At 43.6% G+C, this 25,184-nt stretch carries 20 protein-coding genes and 1 pseudogene; 7 read left to right on the top strand and 14 right to left on the bottom strand.

From position 1 onward, the window contains the following. Positions 1-64 precede the first annotated feature (64 nt). The 3 genes from DXK30_RS00100 to DXK30_RS00090 form a co-directional block, all read right to left on the bottom strand. Positions 65-1,267 carry a 3-oxoadipyl-CoA thiolase gene (locus tag DXK30_RS00100; RefSeq protein WP_114699930.1) on the bottom strand — a complete coding sequence of 401 codons (1,203 nt, stop codon included), beginning with the start codon at positions 1,265-1,267 and terminating at the stop codon, positions 65-67. A gap of 64 nt (positions 1,268-1,331) precedes the next feature. Next, complete coding sequence (locus DXK30_RS00095; protein ID WP_114699929.1) at positions 1,332-2,897, bottom strand: 3-hydroxyacyl-CoA dehydrogenase; 1,566 nt, start codon at positions 2,895-2,897, stop codon at positions 1,332-1,334. Between the two features lie 115 nt (positions 2,898-3,012). Then, positions 3,013-3,789, bottom strand: coding sequence for an enoyl-CoA hydratase (locus DXK30_RS00090; RefSeq protein WP_114699928.1), 777 nt, complete (start codon positions 3,787-3,789; stop codon positions 3,013-3,015). Positions 3,790-4,118: 329 nt separating this feature from the next. On the opposite strand from DXK30_RS00090, the gene DXK30_RS00085 reads away from it, so the two are divergent. The 4 genes from DXK30_RS00085 to DXK30_RS00070 all read left to right on the top strand — a co-directional run bounded on the left by DXK30_RS00085 (position 4,119) and on the right by DXK30_RS00070 (position 8,991). Further along, positions 4,119-5,273 carry an acyl-CoA dehydrogenase family protein gene (locus DXK30_RS00085; protein ID WP_057759953.1) on the top strand — a complete coding sequence of 385 codons (1,155 nt, stop codon included), beginning with the start codon at positions 4,119-4,121 and terminating at the stop codon, positions 5,271-5,273. A gap of 116 nt (positions 5,274-5,389) precedes the next feature. After that, positions 5,390-6,655, top strand: a complete 1,266-nt coding sequence (locus DXK30_RS00080) for an MFS transporter (RefSeq protein ID WP_114699927.1) — start codon at positions 5,390-5,392, stop codon at positions 6,653-6,655. A gap of 237 nt (positions 6,656-6,892) precedes the next feature. Further along, complete coding sequence (locus DXK30_RS00075; protein ID WP_114699926.1) at positions 6,893-7,738, top strand: IclR family transcriptional regulator; 846 nt, start codon at positions 6,893-6,895, stop codon at positions 7,736-7,738. Between the two features lie 158 nt (positions 7,739-7,896). Continuing rightward, on the top strand, positions 7,897-8,991 hold the full coding sequence (locus tag DXK30_RS00070) for an NADH:flavin oxidoreductase/NADH oxidase (RefSeq protein WP_114699925.1): 1,095 nt from the start codon (positions 7,897-7,899) through the stop codon (positions 8,989-8,991). A gap of 128 nt (positions 8,992-9,119) precedes the next feature. Here the strand turns inward: DXK30_RS00070 and DXK30_RS00065 are convergent, their stop codons facing one another. The 3 genes from DXK30_RS00065 to DXK30_RS00055 all read right to left on the bottom strand — a co-directional run bounded on the left by DXK30_RS00065 (position 9,120) and on the right by DXK30_RS00055 (position 12,309). Further along, positions 9,120-10,445, bottom strand: coding sequence for a hypothetical protein (locus DXK30_RS00065; protein WP_114699924.1), 1,326 nt, complete (start codon positions 10,443-10,445; stop codon positions 9,120-9,122). A 264-nt stretch (positions 10,446-10,709) separates the two neighbouring features. Next, positions 10,710-11,177, bottom strand: a complete 468-nt coding sequence (locus DXK30_RS00060) for an OsmC family protein (RefSeq protein WP_114699923.1) — start codon at positions 11,175-11,177, stop codon at positions 10,710-10,712. Positions 11,178-11,403: 226 nt separating this feature from the next. Next, complete coding sequence (locus DXK30_RS00055; protein WP_114699922.1) at positions 11,404-12,309, bottom strand: LysR family transcriptional regulator; 906 nt, start codon at positions 12,307-12,309, stop codon at positions 11,404-11,406. Positions 12,310-12,509: 200 nt separating this feature from the next. Here DXK30_RS00055 and DXK30_RS00050 point away from each other — a divergent pair, with 200 nt between their 5' ends. Both DXK30_RS00050 and DXK30_RS00045 read left to right on the top strand, forming a co-directional pair. Continuing rightward, entirely contained in the window at positions 12,510-13,187 is a 678-nt protein-coding gene (locus DXK30_RS00050) for a glutathione S-transferase family protein (RefSeq protein ID WP_114699921.1), read from the top strand. A gap of 127 nt (positions 13,188-13,314) precedes the next feature. Further along, complete coding sequence (locus DXK30_RS00045) at positions 13,315-14,442, top strand: zinc-binding dehydrogenase (protein ID WP_114699920.1); 1,128 nt, start codon at positions 13,315-13,317, stop codon at positions 14,440-14,442. A 123-nt stretch (positions 14,443-14,565) separates the two neighbouring features. On the opposite strand, the pseudogene DXK30_RS12770 reads toward DXK30_RS00045, so the two are convergent. The 4 genes and pseudogenes from DXK30_RS12770 to DXK30_RS00030 all read right to left on the bottom strand — a co-directional run. After that, positions 14,566-14,667, bottom strand: a pseudogene (locus DXK30_RS12770) (aldehyde dehydrogenase family protein); the annotation flags it as partial. 67 nt (positions 14,668-14,734) lie between these two features. Beyond that, entirely contained in the window at positions 14,735-14,890 is a 156-nt protein-coding gene (locus tag DXK30_RS12685; RefSeq protein ID WP_162799494.1) for a hypothetical protein, read from the bottom strand. Positions 14,891-14,894: 4 nt separating this feature from the next. Next, positions 14,895-16,697 (bottom strand): acyl-CoA dehydrogenase C-terminal domain-containing protein, encoded by a 1,803-nt coding sequence (locus DXK30_RS00035; protein ID WP_114699918.1) that lies wholly within the window; start codon positions 16,695-16,697, stop codon positions 14,895-14,897. A 33-nt stretch (positions 16,698-16,730) separates the two neighbouring features. Next, positions 16,731-17,759: a TRAP transporter substrate-binding protein gene (locus DXK30_RS00030; protein ID WP_114700635.1), complete on the bottom strand. Its 1,029-nt coding sequence runs from the start codon at positions 17,757-17,759 to the stop codon at positions 16,731-16,733. A gap of 744 nt (positions 17,760-18,503) precedes the next feature. Between DXK30_RS00030 and DXK30_RS00025 the strand changes: the two genes are divergently transcribed. Beyond that, a complete protein-coding gene (locus tag DXK30_RS00025; RefSeq protein ID WP_114699917.1) occupies positions 18,504-19,553 on the top strand; it encodes a hypothetical protein in 1,050 nt (349 codons plus the stop codon). 154 nt (positions 19,554-19,707) lie between these two features. Here the strand turns inward: DXK30_RS00025 and DXK30_RS00020 are convergent, their stop codons facing one another. From DXK30_RS00020 to DXK30_RS00005, 4 genes are all read right to left on the bottom strand, one after another. Then, positions 19,708-20,160 (bottom strand): MarR family winged helix-turn-helix transcriptional regulator, encoded by a 453-nt coding sequence (locus tag DXK30_RS00020; protein WP_114699916.1) that lies wholly within the window; start codon positions 20,158-20,160, stop codon positions 19,708-19,710. A 99-nt stretch (positions 20,161-20,259) separates the two neighbouring features. Continuing rightward, positions 20,260-22,155 carry a feruloyl-CoA synthase gene (locus DXK30_RS00015; protein WP_114699915.1) on the bottom strand — a complete coding sequence of 632 codons (1,896 nt, stop codon included), beginning with the start codon at positions 22,153-22,155 and terminating at the stop codon, positions 20,260-20,262. Between the two features lie 58 nt (positions 22,156-22,213). Next, positions 22,214-23,662: an aldehyde dehydrogenase gene (locus DXK30_RS00010; protein WP_114699914.1), complete on the bottom strand. Its 1,449-nt coding sequence runs from the start codon at positions 23,660-23,662 to the stop codon at positions 22,214-22,216. A 160-nt stretch (positions 23,663-23,822) separates the two neighbouring features. Beyond that, positions 23,823-24,653, bottom strand: coding sequence for a p-hydroxycinnamoyl CoA hydratase/lyase (locus tag DXK30_RS00005; protein ID WP_114700634.1), 831 nt, complete (start codon positions 24,651-24,653; stop codon positions 23,823-23,825). Positions 24,654-25,184 lie beyond the last annotated feature (531 nt).

Raw genomic sequence — 25,184 nt, 5'->3', positions numbered from 1 at the left:
TGCCTTGTCTCTCTTTTAAACTGAATCAACTATAATCAGTAATGGGGCGGCGTGCTTTTGAGTCTCAGACGCGCTCTATCACCATGGCAAGCCCTTGCCCAATACCAATACACAAGCTGACCACGGCATATTTGCCGCCCGTACGCTGTAGCTCTCGAGCGGTACTCAAGGCGATTCTTGCACCTGATGCGCCAAGCGGATGACCGACAGCGATGGCTCCACCATTAGGATTGACACGCTTATCATCAAAATCAATATCCAACCCTTTTAGGCAGCCAAGCACTTGAGCAGCAAATGCTTCATTAATCTCAATGACAGACATGTCCTCAAGGGTTAGATCCGCACGCTTTAATGCCAGCTTAATCGCTTCAACAGGACCCACGCCCATGATATTGGGTTCAACACCCATTGCACCTGATGATAAGATCTTGGCAATCGGTTTAAAGCCTAGCTTTTCCTCTGCTTGCTTTGAGCCGATGATTAGAGCAGCAGCGCCATCATTGATGCCAGACGCATTACCTGCGGTGACGATTCCATCTTTGTTTAAAGGCTTCAGCTTTTGTAGTGCTTCCATATTAGAGCTGGCACGGGGATGCTCATCATCCACTACTATTTTTGCAGGCAATTTCTTACCTTGGGAGACAGTGATAGGTGTTATCTCATCGTCAAAAAATCCTGCTTGCTTGGCAGCTTGGTACTTGGCTTGCGATGCGGCTGCAAATTTATCGGCTTCCTCGCGCGTAATACCGTACTTCTGCGCGACATTGTCGCCCGTCTGCGGCATGGTATCACTGCCGAACTGCTCAATAATCTTTGGGTTGGGGAAACGGCTACCAATGGTTGTATCAAATACTTGAAAGTCACGGCTAAAAGGCTGCTCTGTCTTGGCAAATACAAACGGCGCACGCGTCATCGACTCGACCCCACCTGCTAAAATAATATCCCCTTCATTACACGTAATACTGCGAGCAGCATCGACAACAGTAGACAGACCTGACGCACATAGACGGTTTACTGTCTGGCCTGGGGTTGTTACATCCAGCCCTGCTAATAGAGCAGCGTTACGCGCGATATTGCGAGAGTCCTCGCCTGCTTGGTTGGCACTGCCTAGCAACACTTCATCAAAGATATCAGCAGATAATTGGTGCTTTTCGACCAACGCTTTCATCACGGTAGCAACCAAATCGTCAGCGCGTACGGGTGCTAATGCGCCAACATATCGACCAAAAGGACTTCTTAATCCATCATAAATATAGGCATCTAACATAACGTTTCCTTGTCGTATTTTTAACTCTGAATCATGGTTTTATAACGATATTTTGTTGTTTGTACTAATAAATGGTTTGCTGAGTGAACAATGACACATCAAGCTTGGCACGGCGTTGTAACCAAGGGCTTGGGCGATAGCGCGGATCGCCTGTGAGCGCATAGATACGCTCTAAAATGAGCAGCACACGCGAAGCGCCAAGATGATCGCCCCAAGAGATAGGACCATATGGATAACCTAGCCCAAGCTTGACAGCATTATCGATGTCTTCAGGTGAAGCAATCCCTTGCATAGCAATGTCACAACCAAGGTTAATCACCATAGCGACCACACGCTGTGCCACAAAGCCCACGCTTTCGGTAATTAGCGTGGCACCGACCATAGACTGTGTGATTGCCTCACTGGCAGCCAAGCCTTTACTGAATAACGCATAAGCTTGTGCGATAAATGTTTCCTGCGTGACGAGACTTGGCATCAAAGTACGATGCTTTGCTAGTCCAGTGAGCATATCAATGGCAACGGCTTGCTTGGGATCGACCTGATAACGAATCGCAGCATTAGTCGTATCTTCGCCATAGGGTGCGAGCAGCACCAAACTATCAGGGTTTGGCTTGTCGTTGTCATCGATAGTGACACCCTGAGACTTTAGGTAATTGACCAGCTGAGTTTTGTCTTCTACCAGATCAGCACCAACCCAAACTGAGGTAATAATGGCATCAGATATAAGCGCTTCGGACGACTGACTTTGAGCAGTAGTCGCTGACAGCTTCTGACCGTCTTTATAGTGATAAAACCCTTCACCAACCTTACGACCAAGCTTTTTACCTACTAGCATTTGACGGGTCAATGGATGCGGGCGATAACGCGCTTCGTGATAGAACTGATTGTAAATCGACTCCATCACGGGGTGCGATACATCGATACCAGTGAGGTCTAACAGCTCAAACGGCCCCATGCGAAACCCTGCCCCTTCACGCAAAATTTGATCAATATTCTCAAACGTTGTTACCCCTTCACCCAATATTTTTAATGCTTCTGTACCGTACGCTCTACCGCCATGATTGACGATAAAACCCGGTGTGTCTTTTGCTACCACACCTAGGTGACCCATACGTTTGGCCAAATCGGAGAGCACGTCAACCACTGATTGCTGCGTAGACAGGCCTGGAATGACCTCTACAATTTTCATTAAAGGGACTGGATTAAAGAAGTGAAATCCTGCCACTCTTTCTGGGTAGTCACAGTCAGCAGCAATTGCGGTCACTGATAAGGAGGAGGTATTGGTCGCCAAAATAGTATCGGCAGTGACCACACCTTCTAACTGGGCAAAAAGCTGTTTTTTGATGTCTAGATTTTCGATAATAGCTTCAATCACTATCTCAGCAGTCGCAATTTGGCTAAGCTCTTGTAGCACCGTCAAATTACTTAAAGTATCCTGTAGCTGCTCATCGGTAAACTTGCCTTTAGCAGTTAGTTTTTCTAGGGTACTTTGCAAGGATTGTCGTCCTTGTTCAGCAGCGCCTGATTTGGCGTCATATAACAGTACTTGGATACCAGCTTGAGCAGCAATTTGAGCAATACCCATGCCCATAATACCAGTGCCTATAATGGCAATTGTGTTCACAGTCATAATAACTCTCTACATGATTTGCTATGAAATTTCGGTTCAAAGGTGATAACTTGGTTCAAAAGCGATCACAATGTGGCTCTGAATTCACGTGCTTATGAATTAACGCGGCTAGGGATTAATGCCCTTTATATTCTGCAGGACGCTTTTCTAGGAAGGCTTTAGCGCCTTCTTTTTGGTCGTGAGTATTGAACAAAATCTGGAAAGCCTTACGCTCTAAAGCCAACGCACCTTCTAAAGGCATATCAACACCTAGATTTGCCACTTCTTTGATTTGCGCTAAGGCAATGGGAGAGTAATGTGATAGCTGCTCAGCAATCTCGATGGCGCGTGTGATGGTAGCCTCGTCTTCAACGACTTCAGATACCAGCCCCATTGTGTCCGCCTCATCAGCGCTAATCATATCGCCCGTTAGTACCATCTTCATGGCCTTATGTTTGCCAACCGCGCGAAACAAACGCTGCGTTCCGCCAGCACCTGGCATGAGGCCTATTTTGATTTCGGGTTGACCAAATTTGGCAGACTTGCCTGCGATGATGATGTCAGCATGCATGGCCAGCTCACAGCCACCGCCCAAAGCATAACCATTGACGGCAGCAATAATAGGCTTTCGGCAGTTAGTGATGGCATTCCAATAGCGTTCACTATGACGCAGGTACATATCCACTGTGCTAGTAGTCAAAAAATCGTTGATATCCGCACCAGCGGCAAACACCTTGTCACCGCCAGTAAGGACGATCGCTTTGGTTTGTGGGTCATCATTTAGTTGAATGAACAGATCTGCCATTTGTTGGCGTAGCTCACTGTTTAGTGCATTGCGCACTTTGGGGCGATTAAGTCTAACAACACTCACGCCCTCTCCTTTTTTCTCACAAATAATGAGCGGCTCTTCCATGATCGACTCCTTAAACATCATTTTTGTATAAAGTACAAACACTCTAGCAAAGCATTTATTTTGAATATTAAATATCGCTATGCGGTATTTAATATCAATATATACTGTTTATTTTGGTTTGTGAAGCATAAAAAATTGATAAATTAGAATAAATTTAAAATAAAAAGCCATATTCAATTGTATAAATACCGCAATGCGGTTTTTTAAACCAAGACTATTGTAATTTAATAATTCATCGATTATGCTGTTTATCCAAGGACGTCACATTATTTATTACAGTCACAGAGCCGATATTGATATCAGGCATCAATCAAACAAGGAAGATTCATATGATTAGAGATAAAGAGACCCTCGACCACATCACCCAAACCATTCGTAACTTCGTTAACGATCAACTTGTCCCTATGGAACATTGGGTTGCCGAAAATGACCGTCTTCCAGAAGAGATCATTGAGCAAATGCGAGAATTAGGGCTTTTCGGATTGACCATACCCGAAGAATACGGCGGACTTGGTGTCACTATGGAAGAAGAAGTCACGCTGGCATTTGAGTTAGGACGTACCTCCCCTGCGTTTCGCTCATTAATAGGGACAAATAATGGTATTGGCTCATCTGGCCTAGTGATTGATGGCACTGAAGCACAAAAACAGAAGTATCTACCTCGACTGGCTAGTGGTGAAATCATCGGTTCGTTCTGTTTGACTGAGCCGGAGTCAGGCTCAGATGCCGCCTCATTGAAAACGACCGCTATTAAGGATGGTGATACTTATATCATCAATGGCACCAAGCGTTATATCACCAACGCCCCGCAAGCTGGCGTATTCACTGTCATGGCACGCACTGATCCGCAAAACAAACGTTCTGGCGGGATTTCAGCATTTATTGTTGAGAGCGACACCCCCGGTATTACCTTGGGCAAAATCGATAAAAAAATGGGGCAAAAAGGCGCGCATACCTGCGATGTCATCTTTGATAATTGTGTCGTACCAGCTGATGCGCTCATTGGCGGTGTCGAGGGTGTGGGCTTTAAAACGGCCATGAAAGTTCTTGATAAAGGGCGCTTGCATATTGCGGCAGCCAGTACTGGAGCCGCCACTCGCATGCTGAACGATGCGCTCAACTATGCCGTCGAACGTAAGCAATTTGGTCAACCCATTGCCAGTTTTCAGCTTATTCAAGGCATGCTCGCTGACTCAAAAGCAGAAATCTATGCTGCCAAATCCATGGTACTAGACGCTGCACGTCTACGTGATGAGGGCAAAGATGTCGTGACCGAATCCTCGTGTGCCAAAATGTTTGCAACCGAGATGTGTGGCCGTGTTGCTGATAGAGCGGTACAAATTCATGGCGGCGCAGGCTATATCGCAGACTACGGTATTGAGCGTTTTTATCGTGATGTCCGTCTATATCGTTTGTATGAAGGTACCACGCAAATTCAGCAAGTCATTATTGCCCGCAATATGATCAAAGAAGCCAGCGAGTAATAACGCGCACTTTTTCTCCCACCAAAATGCACAGCGGTATTTGCTAGGATGCGGATACCGTCCTTCCCTCTTCATAAGCTCAGTCTTTGATTCTCACAACGATAAGGATATACATTGTGAAAAGTGTGGCTATAACGTCAGATCCAAGCGCAAGCGCTACCCAAAAACAACCTTGGAAACTGGCCTTTGTTTTTTGTTTCTTGGTTTTATTATGTGATGGGGCTGATATCGGTATTCTTGCCTTTACCTTATCTAGCCTAAAACAAGAATTCGGATTGACCAATGTACAAGCTGGCGCGCTAGGCAGTTGGTCATTGTTTGGCATGGCGATTGGCGGTGTTTTTGGCGGCTGGGCCTGTGATCGTTTTGGACGGGTACGCGTGATTGTTCTGGCTACTGGGATGTTCTCAATCCTATCTGGTTTTAGTGGATTTGTACAAAGCTATGAGCAATTTATAGCACTGCGGGTATTTGCGTGTTTGGGTCTGGGTAGTTTGTATATCGCGACCAATACGCTTATGTCAGAGATGGTACCGACTAAGCATCGAACTACTGTACTTGCTGCGCTCATGACAGGCTTTACGCTCGGGTCTTTGGTGATTACGAGTATTTCAGCATGGATCATTCCCAGCTATGGGTGGCGTACATTATACCTTTTAACATTTTTGCCCATTCTCCTTTCAATATCCATGTATTTCCTAGTACCTGAACCACAATCTTGGAAAGAGTCTCGTGCGCGTAAATTGAGTGGCGAGAAAAACACACTGCAAAAGGCTGAAAATCCCTACAAAGCCATATTTGAAAATCCCAAACATCGCATCATGTTTATATTGTGGTCAATGAGTTCAGGGCTTTTACTATTTGGATATTTTGGTGTGAGTAATTGGCTACCTTCTTATCTAGAAACTGAGCTGGGTATCAAGTTTAAAGAAATGGCGCTATATATGGCGGGAACGTATCTGACTATGATGTTTGCCAAAGTAGTGGCTGGGTTCATGGCGGATAAAATCGGTCGAAAAATAGTCTTTGCCTTTGGCACGATGGGCACCGCATTGTTTATCCCTATTTTGGTCTATATGCATACTCCAGAAAATATCGGCTGGCTAATGATCACCTTTGGCTTCTTATATGGTATTCCTTATGCCATCAACGCCACTTATTTGACCGAAAGCTTTCCTACCGCTATCCGAGGTACTGCGATTGGTGGTGCATTTAATATCGGACGGCTTGGCTCTGTGATTGCTCCTGTTGCTATTGGTTATATGGCCATGCATAGCTCTATCGGTGCAGGTCTGCTCCTGATGGCAGGTGCCTACTTCCTATGTGGTCTGATCCCGACTTTGTTTATAAAAGAAAAGCAGTATGATCCACAAGAGGCGTAATAATGCCTCTTATGACAGATATCACTACCGTTCATACCGCATAGCGAAACAAACTCTCTGCATCGTGCTATGCTGAGACTGTAAATATCAGTTAATATAGTATAATTAAAGGGACAGACTACGATTAGCACGTGACAATAAGAGCAGTACCGGAAGTAGGTGCTGGCTCATAGAATGTGCTAGGTAGTGAACTTTTATAATGTTTGTATGGACTTAATTGGGGATAATAGGCTGCATATGACGAATGATACCCTTGCCGATGACGATACTAACCATGAGATGCATATTGAATTGTTAGAACCCATTGCGGAGATGCGAGATAAAAACGACAGACAATTTGTCACAGCATTGGCTCGCGGTCTCGAGCTGCTGCGCTGTTTTACCCCGCAGCGACCTTACTTAGGCAATCAAGACTTAAGCCAGCTGACAGGACTTCCTAAAGGAACCATCACTCGTCTGACGTATACCTTGGTAAAATTAGGCTATCTCAAACAGTCGACCAACAGCAGTAAGTATCAGCTCTCGACAGGAGTACTTGGTTTTGGCTACACAATGATGACCAACATCTCTATCAATAACCTAGCAACCCCTTATATGGAAGAGCTAGCAGATTATGCCAATAGTGCCGTTGCCATGGCTACTCGTGATCGACTGATGATGGTGTATCTAAACGTCGTACAAGGTGCCGGTAGTACTACCATGCAACGCAATGTCGGCTCTTATCTACCGATTCATTTGAGCTCGATGGGGAGAGCCTGCTTGGCAAGTATGCCACCTGCTGAGCAAGAGTTTATCCTGAATGCGATTCGTAATAAGTATAAGGATGATTGGCTAAAGATCAGACGAGGATTAGACAAAGCCTTTCAAGATTATGAGGATTACGGCTACTGTTTTTCTATTAGTGAATGGCAAAAAGATGTCAATGCGGTGGCCATTGCGCTGATGCACCCGACGGAAGGTTTGCTCACGTTTAACTGCGGCGCACCAAGCTTTATCCTTAGCCGCACCAAATTAGAAGAAGACATCGCCCCGCGCCTACTACATATGAAAAACATGATTGAGAGTAATTTGTATATTAGCTAGCATCACTTGAATGTACCCTATAAAAATAACGATTCATCTCCACCAACTATTCAAGCAGTAATCATATAAGCCATATAAGTCATTGATATCGCTTTTGCATTTTATGTTACGTGTCTTTTTATTTTACGTGCTTTTAGGCACGTTTTTAAGGATTTACCATGAGCCAACTTTTTTCGCCTTTGAAACTTGGGCAACTAACACTAGATAACCGTATTATCATCGCACCCATGTGCCAATACTCTGCCAACGATGGCGCGGCGAGTGATTGGCATACGATCCATTTAGGCCAAATGAGTTTGAGCGGTGCAGGATTACTTATTTTAGAAGCAACTGCGGTCAATCCACAAGGACGTATCAGCTATGCTGATTTAGGATTATGGGATGACAGGACACAAACGGCACTGGATAAAACGCTAACAGCAATCAGACAGTATAGCCCTATGCCGATAGGCGTCCAGCTGGCCCATGCTGGGCGTAAAGCGTCAACCAAAAAACCATGGGACGGCGGCGGTTCGATTGCCCCTGATCAGTTAAATGGCTGGCAAACGGTGGCACCGTCGGCGCTGGCGTATGACGAAAATTCTACTGTACCCACAGCAATGGATAAAAATGACATTGATGCGCTAATAAGCGATTTTGTCCATGCGGCAAAACGCGCAGATGCGCTAGGCCTCGACTTAATTGAACTTCATGGGGCGCACGGTTATCTATTACATCAGTTTTTATCGCCACTTTCTAACAAACGTGATGATCAATACGGTGGCAACCTTGAGAACAGAATGCGCTTGTTACTTGACGTATTTACAGCGGTTCGGGCCGAATTTCCAAGCAATAAACCAGTGGGCGTTCGGGTGTCTGCAACCGATTGGGTTGAGGGCGGCTGGGATCTCACACAAACGATCGAACTGGCTAAAGCATTAGCGGCGTTAGGCTGTGATTATATCCATGTGAGCACCGCAGGACTTAGTCCAGAACAGCAGATTCCTGTGGAAGCGAACTTCCAAGTGCCTTTTGCAACCGCCATAAAAGAAGCCGTAGATATACCAGTAATCGCAGTAGGCTTAATAACCGAAGCCGAGCAAGCGCAAAGCATCATCACCAAGCAGCAAGCGGATGCGGTTGCCTTAGCACGCGGCATCCTGTATGACCCGCACTGGCCTTGGCATGCGGCGGCCGAGCTTGGCGCAACCGTCAAAGCGCCCAAACAGTACCTGCGCTCAAGCCCACATGGTAAGCCTTCTCCGATAGAGTAACTGTATAGGAAATATTGGCTCAATTGGTTAGCGCCCATTTAGCCTTGCCGTTATAAAAATAGAGCCGTTAGCGAGTACTTTTCAGCCTGAAAGCATTTAAAATGTGTAGCTCAGCGAAACCTAACCCACTATTTTAGTACCTTTTTAGCAATTTTTGTCCAAAGTGAACCAAGTAAATCATTTGACCATTCGTAGATATATGAATCATCATCCAGTGCTTTTAACACTAAAGACTCCAAATCACAGCAATTATTTTGATACTGTTTTACACATGATATATGAAAACTTTCCATTGAAGGAATGGCTAAGCCATTTCCATGGTTAAAGTAGTCATCAAACTCACCTTCCATAACAGAAACAACAGAGGGAGGTTGGTATATATTGGTTTCAGATATGTCTTTAAATTCTTCTAAGTAAAACTTAGCTTTTTTATACGAATTTGAAAGTTCCAAGGCAGCACTAATATGAAGTAAATAAATTGCTGTATTTAAACCAGCCCAACAAATGCCAACTTTATCTAAGCTTTTGTCAAGCGCTTCTATTAAATCAGATTGGAACTCTCCTTTGTTAGAAGATAAAACAACACACAAACAGATTAACTGAGGGGCACAGCCAAGTATGAATTCATCGTAATCTCTAGACAATCCAAATGACGGTGTAATCATTGGCATATAAGCATTATTACGCTGCCACTTAACTAGCATTGATGACCAATAGTCTGATTTGTCATTATCTTTACTCACCCCACAAAGCATCGAGCAAAGTATAGGAACATGCCATTGACTGCCAAGGTATGAATCTAAAATGGTATTCGAAAATTCATGTTTAGAGTCATCCGTTATCAATTGAATAAAATCGGGAAACAAATCTGAATCAGTTCTACTCATTCGTATATATGAGGAAATAACTTTCTCTTTCGATAATCCAAGCCCTACTGAGTGCATTAGCAATTCTGAGTAGGTTACTTTATTGGACCAAAGTTTTGATGAAAGCAATTGATGTAGAGATAAATAATCAACATCGTTTTTAACTCTTGAATGCTGATTAAGAACATCTTTAATTAGATCATTAGCGCTATCACTGCCGACCAAATATATACGGTAATTATTTTTCCCGTATTGGGCTTCTAAGTTCCTTGGTCGACTTGAATGCACACCACCTTGAGCTATAATATGAAAGAAAAAAAGAGGTTTTTCAAATGCTCTATTTTCTTGTGCATATACTTTTAATGGGTTATTTGTCATTCCGTTAGTAGCTTTACTTTCAACTTCAAAAATAAATAAAGGAAATCGATTGCCCTTTTTGGAAAACCACGCAACGTCCACCGCTGGAGATTCACCATATATTGCTTCATCTACAGGAAACTCTTCCTCAACATGATAGCCAAGGACACGACCTAAATGCACAATCCCCTCAATTAACTCTTTCCCTAATACAAGTTTATGGTCTGCCATGAGTTTTCAAAATCCTCCTTATTGCTAACGAAGCTGTAGAATAACTCCAACAGCCAAATTCAATTAAAAAACTGAGTTCCTATAATTAATTCTAAGCATTTTTAAATGCGTTGGATAATAAATTTAAAACCCATAATAGATACTATTCTTCTTAAAAAAAGTAATTTTACAGCCTAAACGCCTCATTAAGAAGCTAAGAACAGTTAATTCAAATTAACGACCAAGGAGCAAAACCAACTATTTTTTGTCCTTGTTTAAAAGCGCTTAAGCTACGATTTCCGTAACCACCTCAGTTTTCACCGAGTTCGCGATAAAGCATTGCTCATGCGATTGATGATGCATTTTTTCAAGTTGTTCCATGGTCGGCTGCTTATCACCTGAGAATGTAACCTTCGGCTTTAGGATTACCTTTGTCATTGAGACTTTACCGTCGCTGTCCTTTTCCATCGTGCCAACCGCATTGTCTATATATGAATCAACCACATATTTTCTTTTTGCGGCAATAGATAAAAAGAAGAGCATATGACAGCTTGAAAGAGAGGCAACAAAAGCTTCTTCAGGATCGACATTTGCCTCAACAGAATACGGTAAAGGCACTATGTGAGGAGAAGATGAGGCTTGCACGACGACACCACCATCAAATATCCATTCGTGCCCTCGGCTATATTGGTTGTCAATATAGCTTTCTTGGCTATCTCTCACCCAGTTGATTTTGGCAAAATACTCTGACATATGCACTCCTTATTAAAAGTAGCCTAAAGTTTTAGTGTTAATATGACACGCAGCTTACATTGCATCGTCGTTCATTGGACCAAGGCAATATCTGCTAAGTGTTTCCAGACTATCACCATCTCATTTAGGCAACAAACTTTCTTCATACTCGCCTGCATTGATTAAACCCGTAGAATATCTAAGTGCGCATGAATTGACTATAAAAATTTTTCTTAGGCTATTTCACTCACTTCTTTTCTTTTATTTTCTCCACCAAAAAATCCACCGCCGCCTTTACTTTTGGCACTAAATAGCGCTGTTTTTGATACAGCAAATAAATCGCCATATCTGAATGCTGAGTGACGGCCAACTCATGCTCAAAGGTAAGCTCTTGCAACGCGCCCGACTCAAGGTAGGATGCCAACGCCCATCGGGTTGACATTAAGATACCTTCGCCATCACAAGCCTTTTTTGCTAGCCATGGTCCATTGTTTGAAATTGCCACTGCTGGTCCTGAGACATCATGCCATTGCTCATCCACATAACATAGCCAAGGTGTTGGCCCATTTGGCGCTTTAAAATAAAGGCCTCTATGCTCCTTTAACTCCATGACATGCTCAGGGATACCGTATTTCTCCAAATAACTAGGGGATGCAACGGGAATAAATTCGTTATCCATGAGTCTTATCGCCAGCACCCGCTCGTTTGGCGCGTAGCCACCACGAATCGCAATATCGACATCATCACGGCCAAGTGCAGATAACTCATCACTTAAACTGACATCCAACACAATTTGGGGATATAACGCGCTAAACTCATCTAGTAAAGGGAGCAATATTCTTTCACCGAATCCCACCATCGAGCTGATACGTAGGCGTCCCATTGGTGTTGTTTGATAACTGCGAACCGTTTCTTTGCTTTGCTCGAGTTGATTCAATATCTGCTGTACATCGTTGTAGTAAACACGCCCTACTTCCGTCAATTTAACGATACGGGTTGACCGCTGTAACAGTGTCGCACCCAAGCTCTTCTCTAAGTCAGACACTCGTCTCGACAATGAGGATGGCGGTACATCGAACGCCTTTGCCGCTTTGGTAAAGCTGCCTGTCTCTACAACTTTACTGAAATATCGTATTGCGCGTAGCTGGTCCAATCAATTTCTCCATAAAGTAAATATATAAGCAGTATGATAGCTAAGGTATTTTCACCTTATTATTGTCTTAATAGCAATAGTGATTGACGTTTTACCTTATATATAACCACGTTAAAACCAGTAATAATGTGTTTAACTTAGGCGTTGCAATGAAAACACGATTAAAAATAACTTTTACGTCAACAATGGAAGAATGACTTATGATTACTTTGCACGGCTTTGCTGCAAGCAACTATTACAACATCGTAAAACACGCTCTTTTACACAAAAATATCCCATTCCAAGAAAATCTTGTCTTTGCTGGTAGCGAAGAATTGCTCACTGTCAGTCCAGTGGGTAAGGTGCCTGCCATCACTAACGATGACGGACTTAATATTTCAGAGTCGAGTGTCATTTGTGACTTTATCGAAGAGACTTACACTGATACGTCGCTATATCCTGCTGATGCTGGCGAGCGCGCTATCGTACGCCAAATCATGAAAATAGCTGAGCTGTATTTTGAGTTACCAAGCCGCCGTCTGATTCCCTATGTTTTCTCAGGTGCGACCGTTCCTAATGCGCTCAAAGCTGAAGTGCGCCAAGTGTTAGAGCGTGGCGTTGGGGCATTGAATAGCTTGTGCAAATTTTCGCCTTGGATTGCAGGTGAGCAGTTCACCATGGCCGACATCTATGTGCATTACGTCAATCTGATTGTCAATACCTTTGCGTCTAGCCAGCTTGAATGGGATGTCCTAGCACAGATACCTGGCATGAAAGAATGGAATGACTCTATGAGTGAATCTGATATTGCCAAGCAAATAGAAGCAGATCGTTTGGCAAACATGCCTGAGTTTATGCAACACATCAAAGCTCAAATCCAAGCCGCAAACGCTAAATAACATGTGGCAATTTGGGCAATAAAAATGAGCCACATTAATAAAATTACTCAATCTCAATAACCTAAAGAACGGCCAATACCGTAAAGGGATGGACCAAAAAATCTAACTATTTGCAGGAGCAAACCTTATGACTGACAAAAATATCCAACTGACCTCAACCATCAGCGAAGACAACAAACTGACATTGGCTCTACAAGAAATTGATATGCCGCAGCCAGGTACTGATGAAGTTGTTGTTCGCATGGAAGCCATGCCATTAAACCCATCTGACTTTGGGGTGATGTTCAGCGCAGCTGACATGTCAACTGCTGCGCAATCAGGTACAGATGAGAACCCAGTTATTACCGCTGACGTGCCAGCTAAGTTCATGCCAGCACTGAAAACGCGGGTGAATAAAGACACGCCTGTCGGTAATGAAGGCGCGGGTACAGTCATCGCAGCAGGCTCATCAGAAGCCGCACAAGCATTAATGGGTAAAACTGTTGCTGTGATCGGTGGCGGTACATATCGTCAATATCATTGCGTCAATGTCCAAAGCTGCTTAGAGCTAAAAGAAGGCACCACAGCAAAAGAAGGCGCATCTTCTTTTGTAAACCCGCTTACCGCTCTTGCCATGGTCGAAACCATGCGCGCTGAAGGTCACAAAGCTATCGTACATGCCGCAGCAGCATCTAGCTTGGGTCAAATGCTAAACCGTATCTGTATGGCAGACGGTGTTGATTTAGTGAATATCGTACGTAAAGACTCGCAAGAAAAGCTATTGCGCGATATGGGTGCAAAATATGTGGTCAACTCAAGCAGTGAGACATTCCTTGCTGATTTGACCGCTGCGATTGCTGAAACAGGCGCTACGATTTCGTTTGACCCTATCGGTGGCGGTCAGTTAAGCAGTGACATTCTTAACTGTATGGAAGCAGCTATCACTCGTGACGTAGAAGAATACAGCGTCTATGGCTCTAACACATTCAAGCAAGCCTACATCTACGGCGCGCTAAACCGTGGCCCTATCACCCTAAACCGTAACTTTGGTTTTTCTTGGGGTGTAAATGGTTTCCTACTGTTCAATGCGCTAGGCAAATTGGGCACCAAAACCGTCGTTAAAATGCGCCAACGTGTAGCAGAAGAAATCACCACCACGTTTGCAAGCAGCTATACGCATGAAGTGACATTGGCTGAAGTATTACATTTACAGTCAATCGCGGCTTACGGTAAACAAGCGACTGGTGAGAAATACTTAATCACGCCTCAAGCTTAATTGCTGAAAGTAGCGATTTGAAAAATAGCTTTGGGTTATAAAAAAAGCAGATATCGATGATATCTGCTTTTTTGTGTTTGCTTGTTATAGAGATTGGTAGGTGATCTTTAAAAGTGGTAGTGCTGGCTTCAGCAATACCGCATTCCCACTTGCCAACGCCGTGACAACCGAACGCATAACCAACACTAATGGAAAATTAAAAGGGCTAATAATGGTCACAACTCCAGCATAGAACAAGGACCTGCACGGCTTGCTCAATGATATGACTCATGATGTAAGTATTGGTCATACTCTACGCTTGCTGCGCCTTTTCAAGCGCGACATACGCGTCATTTAAGTCATTCAGACTTGCCGATTTAAAGATAGCAGTCTCTTCACCAGTGAACGGATACTCATCACTATCTGATGACTGGATTAAGCGAATAGATAACGGATTGATATCTGCCATTGAGTCACGCAGGTTCGAAATAGGCTAAATCAAAAGCCATCATAGATTGGCTACCTGCTTGAGCCAACTCCATATGCATTTGCATCCTAGGTAATATATGATCGATAAAGTAGTCTGCCAATTTAAGCTTATTGGCATAAAACACACCTTCTTTATGCTGACTGGCCGCCACCATCATGGCATACATATAAGCAAAGCACAGATAACCAGTGGCGTGTAAATAATTGACCGCACAACCATTGACATCGTCTTTACGCTCGCTCATATTATTTAGTAAAATCTTAGTCAAACACTCAAGGTTATCAGCCGCTTTCAGTGTGGCTTGCTTGATGCCATGATCCGCTTGCATATTGGCAATAAAACGGCGTATTTCAGTTAAAAAGTCAAAAAGCATTGCGCCGCTATCTTTGGCAACTTTGCGCCCCAGTAGATCTAAACCCTGAATGCCGTTTGCCCCTTCATATATTTGGGCAATACGCGCATCGCGTACGATCTGCTCCATCCCCGCGTCACAGATATAACCATGCCCACCAAATACTTGCTGGCAATCAACCGTTGCCTCAAACCCTTTATCACTCAAAAAGGCTTTGGTAATCGGTGTCAATAAGGCAACACGCGCATTGGCCGTGGCGATCAATTGCTTGTCATCACTATATTTTGCAATGTCCAATTGTTTGGCAACATACATCGCAAAACAGCGCGATACTTCGGCATGAGATTTAGCATTAAGGAGCATGCGACGTATGTCGGCGTGATGAATTAAAGCATCTGCTGATTTATCAGGATTTTTTATCCCAGAGTCGCTACGGGATTGCAGTCTATCGTTGGCGTAGGCGGCGGCGTTTTGATACGCCAGCTCAGTGACGGCGATGCCTTGCATACCGATTGCCAAACGCTCGTAATTCATCACCAAAAACATAGAGGCAAGCCCTGTAAACTCCTCCCCAACCATCCAACCTTTGGCCTTATCAAAATTTAGCACGCAGGTTGCTGAACCTTTGACACCCATTTTATGCTCAACAGCACCAACCGAAGCGGTATTTCGCGTACCAATTTGATGGTCACCATAACTATCTTCTTTAATCAAATACTTAGGTACAATAAATAAAGAAATCCCCTTCGAGCCTGCAGGTGCGTTGGGTGTTTTTGCCAATACTAAATGGATAATATTTTCCGTCAGATCATGGTCACCACCTGTCACAAAAATCTTACTGCCAGTGATGTTGTAGCTGCCATCTTCATTAGGCACCGCTTTGGTTTTGATCAGTCCTAAATCCGTCCCTGCATGTGCTTCTGTCAAACACATCGTGCCTGCCCATTCGCCAGCGTATATTTTCTCCAGATACATGTCTTTTTGTGTCTCAGAAGCTGACTTTAATAAGCACAGGCCTGCACCCAATGCAAGGTTGGGGTAAAGCGCAAATGCTTGATTGGTACTAAACATCATCTCTTCTTGAAACATAGATACCATTTTAGGAAATCCCTGCCCACCGTACTCTGGTGTTGCCCCTAAACCAACCCAACCGCCTTCTTTATACTGCTCATAAGCCTGTTTGAACCCAGTCGGCGTACTGACCGCGCCATAGCCTTCTTCATCATGCGAAAAACCAACCCCTTCTTCATCGCCGCTGCGGTTCAAAGGCAGTAATACGTTTTTGGTGAACTTGGACAAAGATTCAAGAACGATATCCACCGTATCCATATCGATATGGTTCAAGCTGTCATTCGCCTGCCAAAATGATGGCGCATCAAAAACATCTGTCAATAAAAAACGCATGTCTGACAGCGGTGCGTTATAGATATGCATAAAACTTCCTTCTGATGAAACATCACATCAAATTTACACCTTACAGGCTTCACTAGCTGCTTTTACCTGCTCATATACGGCATCAGCATCGACCCCGTTTTGATTTACAGAATTAAGGTATTTTTGTGTACCTTGTTTTAAGAGACTTGACCACGCTGGGTCATTGAGTGGATCAGGAATATCCACGATGGTGTCACCCGCATTTTTGGCATCTTGCAAGGCTTTGGTATCGTTTTCATTGAGCATATCACCCACTTTTTTGGCAAATACCATGCCAGAATTATCATCAATAACTTTTTGCAGGTCAGGTGGTAATGAATCGTATTTTTCTTTGTTCATATTTATGACCACGCTAGAGGAATAAAGCGGAATATTGGTGTGGTTTTTGACCAGCTCATTCACACGAAATATGGGTACGCCGTCCCACGGCAAGCTCAAACCATCAATAACCCCGCGCTGTAACGAGGTATAAATATCGGTCGCAGGCAACCCAACAGGAGCGGCGCCCATACTTTCTATAATATCACCGGCCACCGCAGAAGGTCGGCGTATACGTAGGCCTCTCATATCTTCAGGTTTGACAATCAGTTTAGTACTATGAAGTACACCAGGACCAAGGCCGTACAGCGATATAACATGAGAATCTTCATACTCACTTGCGATAGTCCCATTGTCATACAACGTCTGCATCAGACAGCTCATCTGAGAAGCTGAGTTTGATAGACCGGGTAATTCAGCGATTTGTGACAATGGAAAGCGGCCACTGGTATAACCTTGCAGCTGTATACCGATATCCACCCTACCGTTTACCACAGCCTCATACGTATCGGAGGGTTTGGTCAGCGTCGATCCAGGAAAATTCTCGATTTTGATACGGCCATTGGATTCATCTTCGATTTTTTTGGCCCAAGGTTCAAATATATCAGCATTCATTGCCGATGGTGCAGGCATGAAATGTGACATACGCAGTACTACCACATCATCAGCGCTGCCCGCTTTGGCTTCGGAGCCACTGCTGCAAGCCGTCAGAGTCAATGGTAATACCAGTGACAGTGTCAACATAGAAAGGTGGTGGCGTAAGTTGAGAGTAGACTTAGTACAAGTAGTTCTGAAATGTGCATTATCGCTAGACATCATCAAATCCTTTTGATTAATAGAGTGAGAGCGACATTATATTTATTTCTTGTATTACAAAGCGGACGACTCAAATACGCTCTCTTATTTGAGTTTTAATTGCTCCACGACCACTCATTATATTATAAACCTTCTTTACAATATAATTTTAAAAATCTATATATAAATTTATGAATCCTTTATATTTTTTGTATATTACGGTCTTTATCATAAATATGTCAAACTATTTTATAAAGAAGCTTGACAATAATTTAGATAAGTTGCTATCTTGTAACTCGAGTTAACAAAACCTTAACAACTGGTAAAAAGCTGCATTGTTTTTATCAATTATGAGGGGTTTACTACGCGCTCAGTCATACGTGTCATAGGTACTCAAGTATCTTTCTAAGCTCTGTTTTGTAGACAGCGAACAATAAGGCTTTGAGCCCTGTCATGATGTCATATGAGCGGGCATTACTCTTGAGAAAGTATACAGTAAAGAGCGAGTGTTGAAGCGCTGTAGTCAGCGCATAAAGGTAGAAAACAAAAGGAATTGGTTAGTGTCAGATGACATGATCTGCACTATTTTTTTATAGGCTAAAGTCGCTATAAGTACCCAACAGTGGTGAATAGCGCGCGTGACTTTTGGCACGCTTGACTTTGGTTTTAAAACAAACACGGAGTGTAAAATATATGCGTAATCTAAAACCGATATTGTTTGCGGTATCCACCTTATCCCTATGTACCAATGTACAAGCAATAGATGTCGTAACTGACGGGGACACAACGCTAAGTATCGGGGGTTATATTAAAGCAGAAGGGATGTTTATTTCACCTGATGAAAAAGATTCTGATTTTGAAGGCAATATAAGAGAATCAAGAATTAATCTCAAAGCCACTACGCTTGTTGATGATAAAAAACTGACAGGCTTTATTGAAGGCGATTTCTATGGAGAGTATACGGGTTATGATAGCGGAACGCCTGAATTAAGATTACGCCACGCTTTTATGCAATATGACAAATTTACGGTAGGTAAAACATGGAGCGGTCAGTTTTTTGCCGTTGCCCCCCGTCTCACTGAACAGCTTGATTTCTATGGTACAGGCTTTGGGACCATCGCTGGTAGTGGGCTTTATGTTCGTCCAGACCTGACATTCCATTATGTGAACGATGGGCTACGGGTGACCGCTCAAGATCCTGTGTACGAGGATGCCAATTTACCTGATATGGTCATAAGCTATAGCGACAATATCGCTGATTTTGGCTATACTGCCGCAGTGACTGGTCGTGAAGCGGGTACGAGTATTGAAGATGATTCGGATTCAGACATCGGTATTGGTGCGTCATTAGCAGGTAAGCTTACGCTAGGCGATGGGTCGCTACATGGTAGCGTCTATACTGGCAAAGGTATGGGAGTATACTCAGGCGTGTGTACCACAGGAGCGCTCACCCCAGTCAGTGTCAACTGTGATGCCGAGAATGGTAAGCTCGTCTCACAAACAGGCTTTAGCATCGGCTATAGTCACGTTTTTACGCCAAAACTGCGCGGTAATATGCGCTATGGCGAGGTCAATGTGGATGATGAAGCCAGCAACTCGATTGATATAAAAAGCGCCAACCTTATTTATAAATACCTACCCAATCTTGATGTTGGTATCGAATGGCGAGATCGCAGCGATACCACCCTACCATGGCGCTTAAAAGGTCAAGAGGTCGAAGTGATGGCAAAATATAAATTCTAATCGGTCATCCTTCCTTGATATTGTATTGACTGTATGAGTCCAAAATAAAAACTCGCCATAAATAAAACCGATACGCTCTAAACGTATCGGTTTTATTTATGCTTATCACTCAAGATCTTATAAGATCCAATGTCTCTCAAAACCAGATGCTTTTTTAGTCGTGTTTTAAGTTTGTGATCAGTCGCTGCACCGTGGCTTTTAGCATCATAATATTCTCTGCAGGCAGGCCTGCGAGCATTTTACTTTCAAACGCCATTGCTTTTACATTGCATTGTTCATAAACCGCTTGCCCATTTGGCGTCAGGCCGATCAGTAAAATACGTCCATGGTTAGGATCATCACTTTTACTGATCCATCCCTTCTCTTCCATCGTTTTGATGATTTGATTAGAGGCTTGCGGACTGATAAATGATCGTGATGCCAGTTTAGAGTTTGCCATTTCACCATGTAGATGAAGGTTTGATAGCATCGTGAATTGAGGCAAACTGACATCCAGCTCTGAGAGTAATTCACTGAGCTGTTGACTAACGAGCTTGTCAAGCTTACCAACGCTATAGCTAACGGTCGGCGCATTGCCAGTAGGCTTGCTTGATTGTATGTTATTCAATGGATTTTCCTTGCTCGACAGTATTAGGCATTCTAGAGCGTGTCCTCATTTAGGCGCTTTCGTTCAGATTGAGGGCGCATCCTAGCGTATCATGTTAAGCTATTTGGCCAAAAACCTCAATTTATCTGCTTTGTCTCCGTATAATTTATTCATTTCTTTCATTCTATTATTGCGCAGTCTTCGCTGATTGAGGTTACCTTTGTCCGTTTTTTCTCCCTCAACCACATTGGCCGGATTTTCCATCAAATATATACGGGTAATCCTTTTTGAGCTGGCTTCATACCCGTCGTTGATGCTGCCCATAAAGTCGCTAAACCATGCCTGCAATCGATCATGCTCTAGTACCTGCTTGAGCCCAGCATCACTTAGCGTGGTTAACTTGCGTGCCATTTTTTCTTTCACAAACACGAATGCCCCGATTTCACTTTTACCTTCACCCGTGAGCACCACATCTTCAATCAGACCCATGCCTTGTAATACCATACGGTTGCGCAGTTCGCCCACATTGACAAAAGTACCTGTGGTTAATTTAAAATCCTCGGCAATACGGCCATCATATACCAAGCCCTCTGACAGATCGTCAGGGTTGTAAGGCAGTACGCCATCACCAGTACAGTAAAACCCTTCTTCATCAAAACTGTCTGCTGCATTGGATTTGGCAGCATCATGCCGCCAATATCCTGGCATCACATGGGGTCCTTTAATACGCAGCTCTGTCTTGTCCTTCATAGGTACTAGCTTTATTTCAACACCTGCTGCAGGCACACCTACAAAGCTCGCCGTGTCATTCGATGGACCCGTGGTAAAGGTACAAGAGGGTGAGGTCTCTGTCATACCGATGCCCGACATAATACGGATTCTTTCGCCGCAGTGTTGATAACTGATATCACCCAGTTGTTGCCATAGCTCGGCTGATAAACTAGCACCGCCAAAAAAGTACAAATCGACCTTTTTGAAAAAATTATCGCGCAGTGCTTCATCCTCCTCTAAGGCATTGGCAAGCATCGCCCAACCAACGGGTACGTTAAAGTACTTACTGGGAGAGATTTCTTTGAGATTGCGAATGGTCTCATCAAACTTACCAGCAACAGGGCGACCATCATCAATATAAAACGTTCCGCCATTGTATAGTACGATACCAAGGTTATGACTGCCACCAAATGTATGATGCCAGCTTAGCCAATCCACCAATACTAGTGGATCTTCTTCTGTCAAACAAAGGCCTTGCTTGAGCATTTGCTGGTTACTACACAGCATACGGTGAGTCGTGGGCACGACTTTAGGGTTGCCTGTGGAGCCTGAGGTAAAGAGGAATTTGACGATACTGTCTGCTGTCATTTGCTCGTGTTTTTGCTCCACCTCATCTGTCGCGTCAGTCGTTAGAAAATCATTAAGGTGTAGGCACGATTCCCCATCAATATTGCCCGTCGACGTTATAATCGGTTTGTCCGTCTGACCACAAGCCTTGAGCTGACGCAAAAACCCCTTACCATCACCAGCATAAAATATGGCTGGCGTGAGTTTATCGATTACGTACTGCAATTTATCGGGGTTTTTGGCGACCAATGAGTAGGCAGGTACCACCAAGGCATAAGGTACGTTTGCCAGCATCGCGCCGCACATGAGCAAAAACACTTCCAGTGAGTTCTCAGATAAGATCATCAATGGGCGCTCTGCTGAAAGATCATATTTAAGCAACGCTTGAGCGATACTGCGCGCCTTAGTGAGCACCTCACTGTAGGTCAGTTTGATCCAGTCACCACGCTTATTAGTAGCCTCATCTAACTCACGTTGCGCGATCAGTACTCTGTCGGGATATTTTTTGGCATAGTCATATAATTTATCAAATAAAAAATCGGGGTAATTACCCAACGGCGTGTCAGCTTTTATGTAATAAATATCGCCTTCTGAATCACTCTTTTGGCGAACGATGGCATCGTTGCTACCGACAGCAACAGCGCGTTCTGGATAGCTGTGATAGGTAAATTGAGTCATGAAATATTCCTTTATTTCTAATTATTTTCTTCCTTTTTGTACCTTGTTGTCCCTTATATCAAATCGGATAATGTTTTGGCGTACTACGCATAGTGACCCAGCGAAGTTCAGTAAATTCGCTGATTGAAGCTTTACTACCAAAGCGCCCATAACCACTAGATTTGACACCGCCGAATGGCATAGGTGCTTCATCGTCTACAGTGGCAGAATTGATATGACATATGCCGCTTTCGATACGTTTGGCAAGATTTATAGCGCGACCAATATCTTGGCTAAAAATAGCAGCAGACAGTCCAAACTCTGAGGCATTGGCTTTCAAAATCGCTTCATCATCGTCTGCTACTCGCTCCAAGGTACAGACAGGACCAAAGGACTCTTCCGTATAAATTTGCATCTTTGGAGAGATGCGCTCTAGTAGGATTGGACTAATGGCCGTACCGTTAAAAGCGTAATCAGTAATGGCTTTAGCGCCTTTATCTTCTGCGTCTTTTACCAGAGCCTTTATACGATCAGCGGCTTGCTGACTTATCACGTGAGCAATATGTACTTGCTCCGTTGGCAAACCAGTAACAAAACCATCAATCTTTAATTTAAGACACTCAATCAGTTTGTCCGCAACTTTCTCATTGACCAAAACACGCTCTGTACTCATACAGATTTGTCCTTGATTAAAAAAAGCACCAAAAGCAATGGCATTGGCGGCTTCTTCAAGGTCCGCATCCTCACAGACAATAACTGGCGCTTTTCCTCCCAATTCTAGAATGACCGGCTTTAGGTATTCAGCACATTGTTTGGCAATGATTTTCCCGACATGTGTAGAACCTGTAAAGTTGATGCGCTTAACGGCGGGGTGAGCGATTAGAGCCGTCACAACACTTGGTGCATCTTCACTACTATGCGTAACCAAGTTGACGACCCCTTCGCCCAAACCTGCATCATTTAAGGTTTGGATCAATAGCTCATGAGTGGCAGGGCAATTTTCAGATGCTTTAAGTACAACTGTATTGCCACAAGCCAATGGCATAGCAAGCGCTCGCGTCGCCAATATGATAGGAGCATTCCAAGGCGCCATGCCTACCACTACACCGCAAGGCACCCGCCAAGCCATCGCCATACGTCCTTCAGTATCACTGGGAATAATATCGCCTTGAATTTGAGTGACCATTCCTGCTGCGTCACGTAGCATATTGGCAGCTACCTGCACATTAAAACCGTACCATGCACCACTTGACCCCATTTCAATCATGCCGATACGGATAAAATCTTCTGCTCTTGAGGCAAGTAAATCGGCAGCTTTTAGTAGACGTATTCTTTTTTCACTCGGTGGTAGCGCTGCCCAAATTGGAAAAGCAGCGGCGGCAGCTTCAATCGCTTTATGTACATCATCCGCCTTTCCAGCAGCGGCTTTGGTGACAACTTCACCAGTGGTTGGACCAATATGGTCAAAGGTAGTGTTGTCGGTTGCAGGGCACGACTTACCGTTAATAATCATTTGGACTTGATGCATATTGGAGTTCCTTTTCAAGATAGAAGTAATAGCTATTTAGATTTTTCATTATTTTTTGATTTAATAAAATATTGAAAAGCCCTTTCCTAGAAGGGCTTCGCAGCAAATAAATCATCGTATTTTTAACAGGTTATTTCACAAAGCTATAACCACAAGACGCTTACCGCTTATACGTTTGTAGCCCAGGCTTGATGCTTTTTTCGTCAAGAAACTGACGCATGCCTTCAGCGCGTCCATTTTCTGGGTCACGCATAGCACACTGATCAATCTTGGCGTAGAGATAGTCTTCATTTTGATCCCATGTCAGCTCACGACAACGTTTGAAACCATTTTTTGCGTAACGTAGTACCACTGGGTTTTTCTCCAAGAGTACTTTTGCGACCTTTTCTACCTCAGCTTTTAACTGATCGAGTGGCACACTTTTATTGACAAGACCCATCTCTGCTGCTTTTTTACCTTTAAACGGTTCGCCCGTCATAATGTAGTATAGGGATTCGCGGTGGCCCACAGTATCAGCCATCGCTTTACTCACTAGATTACCTGGTGGAATTCCCCAGTTCACTTCTGACAAACCAAAGGTCGCTTCATCAGCACAATAGGCAAGGTCGCAGGCCACGAGTGGCGAGAAAGCACCACCAAAACACCAACCATTAACCATTGCAATGGTCGGTTTACTGTACATGCGCAGCAGTTGCCACTGCCATCGACAGGCGTCTCTACGCGTTCTCTCTTGGACAATCTCAGGCTTGCCATCTGTCTCTCGAAAGTATTCTTTTAGATCCATACCTGCTGTCCATGCACTGCCTTCGCCAGTGATAACCACCACCCCTGCTTCTGGATCTTGCTCCAGCGTTTCTAGTATCTCGATCATTTCTCGATTGAGCGTTGGACTCATACAGTTGCGTTGATCTGGACGATTGAAAGTCACCCAAGCGATACTGTCTGTTACTTCTACTTTGACAGTTGTCCAGCGGTTTTCGTAATCTGACATAACGTGCTCCATTGTTTGTTGTAATACTTTCCTTAGGAGGAATTGATCTAAAGCAATGATATCTATTGAAAGATAAGCAACTTAATAATTTATAAAATTATTTATCAATAGATATCAATACTTAGATTATATTATCAACAAACTTTACAACATGTAAAGCCATTTTATATAATTCGCCATGAACATATAAGTGTTATTATATATAAACCTCCATAAAATAGCCAAAAAACCTTAAAAAAAGCGTAAATAAAGGATTTTTCTATCAATTTATAGGCGCAAAAGCAAATTACGTATCCCATGCTTATAACATGCAAGAAGACAATATTATTAATTTAGTTGATAATATATCAGGCAAATTAAGCAACTTTCTCGGTTAAGATATAACCAATCGAGTACGAGCATACTGGAATACATGAAGCGCATATAGGGCTTTCGGCTTTCTACAAAAAGCACTTTTACTTCAAATGCTTATCTCTATAAAAAAGCCACACTGCTGTATTAGCAATATGGCTTCATACAATAACGTTACAC

It is taken from the genome of Psychrobacter proteolyticus (assembly GCF_003350005.1).
Classification (GTDB): Bacteria; Pseudomonadota; Gammaproteobacteria; order Pseudomonadales; family Moraxellaceae; genus Psychrobacter; species Psychrobacter proteolyticus.
The sequence above is the reverse complement of the archived record's forward strand: the minus strand, read 5'-3'. Positions and strand labels throughout refer to the sequence as shown.